We start from the raw sequence: 5067 nt of genomic DNA, 5'->3' as shown, positions 1-5067 counted from the left end.
CGGCGAGTTCGCGGTCGGTTCCCCAGTAGCGGCCGGCGGCGTAGATCACTTGGGCCTCCGGGCTCCCGCCCGAAGGTGGTCCACAATGTTCCACAGCGCGTCACCGGTGGAGAGACCGGCGAGGCTGTCCCGGGCGAGCGCCAGGCGGGCATCGGCGAACAGGGTGAACGACATCGTCGTACCAGCTTGCCCGGTCGCCAGGCACGCCGCAACGCGATCAACTTGCCAGGCCAAGTACGGTCTTGTCGTGGCCTCCGTGCTCCTGGTCGAAGACGATCACGTCGTACGCGGCGCGATGCTGCGGTCCCTCACCGACCGGGGGCATGCCGTGCACGCCGTGGGTACGGCGTTGGACGCCCTGCGTCGGGTGGCCGCGGAGACACCCGACCTGGTGGTGCTCGACCTCGGCCTACCCGACCTGGACGGCTCGGACGCGCTGCGGATGTTGCGCGGCATCACCGACGTTCCAATCATCATCGCCACCGCCCGCGACGACGAGCAGTCGGTGGTCAAGCTGCTGCGCGCTGGCGCCGACGACTACATGGTCAAGCCGTTCACCGGCGCACACCTGGATGCCCGCATCACCACAGTGCTGCGCCGGGCCGGCCGGGCCAGTCGGTCCGTGCAGCCCGCCGTGCACAGCGTCGGCGGGCTGCGGGTGGACGTGGGCGAGCGCAGCGCCCAGCTCGACGGGGAGCCGCTGGCGCTGACCCGCAAGGAATTCGACCTGCTGGCGTATCTCGCCGCACGACCTGGGCGGGTAGTGTCCCGCCGGGAACTCTTGGAGGAGGTATGGCGGCAGCCATCGGTCGGCGAGGATCAGACAATCGACGTTCACCTGTACTGGCTCCGCAGAAAGATGGGCGAGTCCGCGGCGAAGCCGCGCTACCTGCGCACCGTGCGGGGGGTCGGATTCCGGCTGGTGGCACCGGACTGAGGACGGCGCTGGCCCTGCTCACGGCCGGCATGTGCAGTCTCGTCGCGCTCGCGTTCCTGATCCCGCTCGGGCTCAGCCTGCGCGAGCAGAGCCGGGACGAGGCGATCGCCGACGCGGCCCGGCGCAGCGCGCTGGTGACCGGCGCGCTGGCGGTCAGCACCGACCCGGCGGTCGTCGAGCGTGCCATGGTGGCCAGCGCCGAGGGCGCACCCACCCGGCCCGTGGTGCACGGGTTGGGGTTGGACGAATCCGCTGGTCGGGCCAGCGGCAGCGACCTGGACCGGGCCCGCTCCGAACGCCAGTCGCTCGTCGTCGACGTCGACGGGGGTGTGGCCCGGCTCGACCCGGTGGTGCTCGGTGACCGGACGGCAGTGGTCGAGGTGTTCCTTCCGGAGTCGACGCTGGGCGAGGGCGCCGGCGGCACCTGGTTGCTGCTGTTCGCTGTCGGCGCGGCGATGGCCGGCGCGGCGGTGCTGGTGGTCGACCGGGTCGCCGCCCGCGCGGTGGACTCCACCCGCGGTCTGGTCAAGGCCGCGCTCTCCATCGGCGACGGCGACCTCGGCGTACGCGTCGAGCCGACCGGTCCGCGCGAGCTGGCCGAGGCCGGGTACGCCTTCAACCGGATGGCGGACCGCCTGGACGCCGCCCGCACCGACGAGCGGGAGTTGGTGGCCGACCTGTCGCATCGTCTGCGTACCCCGTTGACGGTGCTGCGGTTGGACGCGGAGGCTTTGGAGTCCGACGACACCAGCGTGGGTTCGTTCAGCCCGGCGGAGTTGGACCGGCTGCGTGGGATCCGGCGGATCCGGCAGGCGATCGTCACCCTGGAGGGTGAGATCGACGTCCTGATCAAGACCACCCGCAAGACGGTGGCACTCGAGGCCGGGCCGGCGATGTGCGACGTCAGCGAGGTGGTCCGGGACCGGATGGTGTTCTGGGCGGCGTTGGCCGGCGACCAGAACCGGCCGCACCGGGTCAACGGCGCCCAGCTGCGCATCCCGGCACCGGTGCCGCGGGCCGAACTGGCCGCCGCGCTGGACGCGGTCATCGGCAACGTCTTCCGCTACACCCCGCAGGGCACCGCGTTCGAGGTGGCGGTGTCCCGGCGCGACGGTTACGTGGCGATCCGGATCGACGACGCCGGCCCCGGCATCGCCAACCCGGACCGCGCGCTGCGCCGCGGCGCCAGTGACCAGGGCTCGACCGGGCTCGGGCTGGACATCGCCAAGCGGGTCGCGTTGCAGGCCAACGGCTCGGTGAGCATCGACCGCGCCCGGCTGGGCGGGGCCAGTGTGGTGATGCTGCTCGCCGACCCGGAGGCGACGCCCCGGCAGGTCAGCCGCTTCGGTCTGGTCGGTCGGATGGCCCGCGACGCCCGGGACACGAAGGCCACCGCACGTCGCTGGCCCCGCCAGCGCCCCACCGACGACTGACCCGGCCGGCCCCGGGGCTGTGCGCCGGCGCAAGTCTTCCTTAGATCGCGGTTAACGACCGCGTTGGATCGGCCGTGGGCTGACAGGATTCAGGGCACGAACCCACCAGTTCCACCGGCCGAGCGCACCACGCACCCGCGGCCGGTGGAGCCGCGCGCGCGGCGGGAGTCACAGGTCCCCCCACACCCACGCTCCCGCCGCGCGCCCTGCTCAACCAACCGGCCCGGCCGGCACCCGAGCGGCCGTCCAGCTCAGCCGGCGGTGCCGAGGTACGCGTCGATCTCGGCGAGGATCCGCTGCTGGCCGGCGGCATCCAGGAAGGACGCGGTCACCGCGTTGCGGGCAAGCCCGGCCAGGCCCTCGGCACCGACACCGAGCAGGCGGGCGGCCACCGCGTACTCGTCGTTGAGGGTGGTGCCGAACATCGGCGGGTCGTCGGAGTTGATGGTGACCAGCAGCCCGGCGTCGACGAGCTGACGCAGCGGGTGCTCGTCGAGGGTGGCCACCGCCCGGGTCCGCACGTTGGACGTCGGGCAGACCTCCATCCCGATCTGCCGCTCGGCCAGGTACGCGAGCAGCTGCGGGTCCTGCGCGGCGGAGATGCCGTGCCCGATCCGCTCGGCACCCAACTCGTTGAGCGCGTCCCAGACGGTCTGCGGCCCGGTGGTCTCCCCGGCGTGCGGCACCGAGCGCAGCCCGGCGGCGCGGGCCTGGTCGAAGTAGGGCCGGAACTGCGGTCGGGGTACGCCGATCTCCGGGCCGCCCAGACCGAAGCTGACCAGCCCGTCCGGGCGCTCGTCCAGCGCGATGCGCAGCGTCTGCTCGGCTGCCGGCAGGCCGGCCTCGCCGGGGATGTCGAAGCACCAGCGCAGCTCGATGCCGAAGTCGGTCAGGGCGCGCCTGCGGGCGTCCTCGATGGCCTCGCAGAACGCCGGCGCGGGAATGCCCCGTCGGACGTGCGAGTACGGGGTGATGGTCAGCTCCGCGTACCGGACCTGTTGGCGGGCCAGTTCGCGGGCCACCTCGTGGGTGAGGATCCAGACGTCCTCCGGGTCGCGGATGAGATCCACGACGCTCAGGTAGACCTCGACGAAGTGCGCGAAGTCGCGGAACTCGAAGTAGCTGGCGAGCGCGTCCGGGTCGGCCGGCACGGGAGTGCGCCCCTCGTGGCGCGCCGCCAACTCGGCGACGGTCCGGGGTAGGGCGGAGCCGACGTGGTGCACGTGCAGCTCCACCTTGGGCAGGCCGGCGATGAAGGTGGACAGGTCGGTCACGGATTCTCCTGGGCATGGTCGCCGGTGCGGGCGACGACGAAGACGCGGCGGAACGGGAAGTACACCTGACCCTGCCGCACCGGGTACGCCGCGGTGAGCCGTACTCCCAGCTCGGCCCGGAAGGCGGACCAGCCGGCTGCGTCCAGTGCCGCCCGGACCGGGCGCAGCGCGGTGCCCTCCATCCAGGCCAGCACCGGGTGCTCGGCGGCGGGTCGAGCCGGCAGCAGGTGCACGTAGGTAGTCTCCCAGGCGTCCACCGCGCAGCCGACGGCGGTCAGTAGCGCCGCGTAGTCGGCCGGGTCGTCGACCGGGTCCGCGCGCAGCAGCGGGGCGACCTCGGCCCGCCAGGTCGGCCGGTCGGCGACCTCCCGCAGGGCGCGGTGCGAGTCGGCGGCGAAGTTGCCGGGGACCTGCATGGCGAGCCAGGCGCCGGCGGGCAGATCGGTGGCCCAGCGGCGCAGCAGCTCCTGGTGGCCGGGAACCCACTGCAGGGCCGCGTTGCTGACCACCACGTCGTCGTCGCCGGTCGGACGCCAGTCGCGCAGGTCGGCGACCGCGAAGTCGACCGGCGCGCCGAGGGTCTCGGCCCGCTCGATCATCTCGGCTGAGGAGTCGAGGCCGCGCACCCGGCTGCTCGGCCAGCGCTCGGCGAGGACGGCGGTGAGCTGGCCGGAGCCACAGCCGAGGTCGACCACCGCCCGGGGGCGCTCGGCCGGGATCCGGGCGAGAAGGTCGTGAAACGGCCGGGATCGCTCGTTGCCGAAGCGCAGGTAGGTCGTCGGGTCCCACATGGTCGCCTCCCAAACCGTACGTACGTACTGCTGACAGTACGGCTCGCGTGGCAGGGTGGCAACCCGATCACTAGGCTCGGGGCATGGAACAGCGCAGCTTCAACCGGCTCGGCCGGACCGTTGGCGCGGTCGGCCTGGGCGCGTGGCAACTCGGCGCCGACTGGGGCACCGTCAGCGAGGACGACGCGATGGCGGTGCTCGCCGCCGCCGTGGACGCCGGGGTCACCTTCCTCGACACCGCCGACGTGTACGGCGACGGCCGCAGCGAGCAGCTGATCGGCCGCTTCCTGCGCACCCGACCCGACGCCGGGCTGACCGTCGCCACCAAGATGGGCCGCCGCGTCGAGCAGCGGCCGGAGGCGTACACCCTGGCCAACTTCCGGCAGTGGACCGACCGCTCCCGGGCCAACCTGGGCATGGACACCCTGGACCTGGTCCAGTTGCACTGCCCGCCCACCGAGGTCTTCGCCTCCGACGAGGTCTTCGACGGTCTGGACACCCTCGTCGCCGAGAAGGCCATCGCCGGGTACGGAGTCAGCGTCGAGACCTGCGACCAGGCCCTCACCGCGATCGCCCGACCGGGGGTGGCGAGCGTCCAGATCATCCTCAACGCGGTCCGCCACAAGCCCCTG

General features: G+C 72.8%; 6 protein-coding genes. 3 read left to right on the top strand and 3 right to left on the bottom strand.

The features are described 5' to 3' along the window. Positions 1–45: 45 nt before the first annotated feature. Positions 46–174, bottom strand: coding sequence for a hypothetical protein (locus tag ABZ749_RS29190; RefSeq protein ID WP_357233422.1), 129 nt, complete (start codon positions 172–174; stop codon positions 46–48). A gap of 73 nt (positions 175–247) precedes the next feature. Between ABZ749_RS29190 and ABZ749_RS29185 the strand changes: the two genes are divergently transcribed. Both ABZ749_RS29185 and ABZ749_RS29180 read left to right on the top strand, forming a co-directional pair. Then, complete coding sequence (locus tag ABZ749_RS29185) at positions 248–937, top strand: response regulator transcription factor (protein ID WP_091401712.1); 690 nt, start codon at positions 248–250, stop codon at positions 935–937. Positions 938–966: 29 nt separating this feature from the next. Continuing rightward, positions 967–2370: a HAMP domain-containing sensor histidine kinase gene (locus ABZ749_RS29180; protein WP_355007253.1), complete on the top strand. Its 1404-nt coding sequence runs from the start codon at positions 967–969 to the stop codon at positions 2368–2370. A 251-nt stretch (positions 2371–2621) separates the two neighbouring features. Here ABZ749_RS29180 and ABZ749_RS29175 read toward each other — a convergent pair whose 3' ends face one another. Both ABZ749_RS29175 and ABZ749_RS29170 read right to left on the bottom strand, forming a co-directional pair. Next, positions 2622–3644, bottom strand: coding sequence for an adenosine deaminase (locus tag ABZ749_RS29175; RefSeq protein ID WP_357233420.1), 1023 nt, complete (start codon positions 3642–3644; stop codon positions 2622–2624). Beyond that, positions 3641–4435: a trans-aconitate 2-methyltransferase gene (locus ABZ749_RS29170; protein WP_357233418.1), complete on the bottom strand. Its 795-nt coding sequence runs from the start codon at positions 4433–4435 to the stop codon at positions 3641–3643. The genes ABZ749_RS29175 and ABZ749_RS29170 overlap by 4 nt, the downstream gene beginning before the upstream one ends. An 83-nt stretch (positions 4436–4518) precedes the next feature. Between ABZ749_RS29170 and ABZ749_RS29165 the strand changes: the two genes are divergently transcribed. Beyond that, positions 4519–5067: aldo/keto reductase (locus ABZ749_RS29165; RefSeq protein ID WP_357233415.1), on the top strand; the 549-nt coding region annotated here is incomplete at its 3' end.

Origin of the sequence: Micromonospora sp. NPDC047753, from assembly GCF_040642735.1 — a bacterium.
Taxonomy (GTDB): domain Bacteria; phylum Actinomycetota; class Actinomycetes; order Mycobacteriales; family Micromonosporaceae; genus Micromonospora.
This window is presented reverse-complemented; position numbering and strand designations above follow the sequence as displayed.

Coding starts and splice junctions, on each gene's coding strand:
- ABZ749_RS29190 (WP_357233422.1), bottom strand. CDS start 174: ATGTCGTTCACCCTGTTCGCCGATGCCCGCCTGGCGCTCGCCCGGGAC.
- ABZ749_RS29180 (WP_355007253.1), top strand. CDS start 967: ATGTGCAGTCTCGTCGCGCTCGCGTTCCTGATCCCGCTCGGGCTCAGC.
- ABZ749_RS29170 (WP_357233418.1), bottom strand. CDS start 4,435: ATGTGGGACCCGACGACCTACCTGCGCTTCGGCAACGAGCGATCCCGG.